Genomic DNA, 220 nt, shown 5'->3' with positions numbered 1-220 from the left:
CCATATAATTTTATTTAAGTCATGGCGGTTGTGGCGAAGTGGTTAACGCACCGGATTGTGGCTCCGGCATTCGTGGGTTCAATCCCCATCAATCGCCCTTTCATACTTAAACCGGACCCTTAGCTCAGTTGGTTAGAGCTATCGGCTCATAACCGATCGGTCGCAGGTTCGAGTCCTGCAGGGTCCACCATTTGAAGAATTTCATATGAAACATCGCGGA

At 48.6% G+C, this 220-nt stretch carries 2 tRNA genes; both read left to right on the top strand.

Annotation, left to right across the window (positions count from 1 at the left end):
* Positions 1 to 24 precede the first annotated feature (24 nt).
* Positions 25 to 97 (top strand) — tRNA-His (locus CHH91_RS19595).
* A 16-nt stretch (positions 98 to 113) separates the two neighbouring features.
* Positions 114 to 190: transfer RNA gene (locus CHH91_RS19590), tRNA-Ile, on the top strand.
* The last annotated feature ends 30 nt before the right edge of the window (positions 191 to 220 follow it).

Origin of the sequence: Virgibacillus sp. 7505 (genome assembly GCF_002272135.1) — a bacterium.
Classification (GTDB): Bacteria; Bacillota; Bacilli; order Bacillales; family Amphibacillaceae; genus Terribacillus.
Note: the sequence above shows the minus strand (reverse complement) of the source record. Positions and strands in the feature narration are given on the sequence as shown.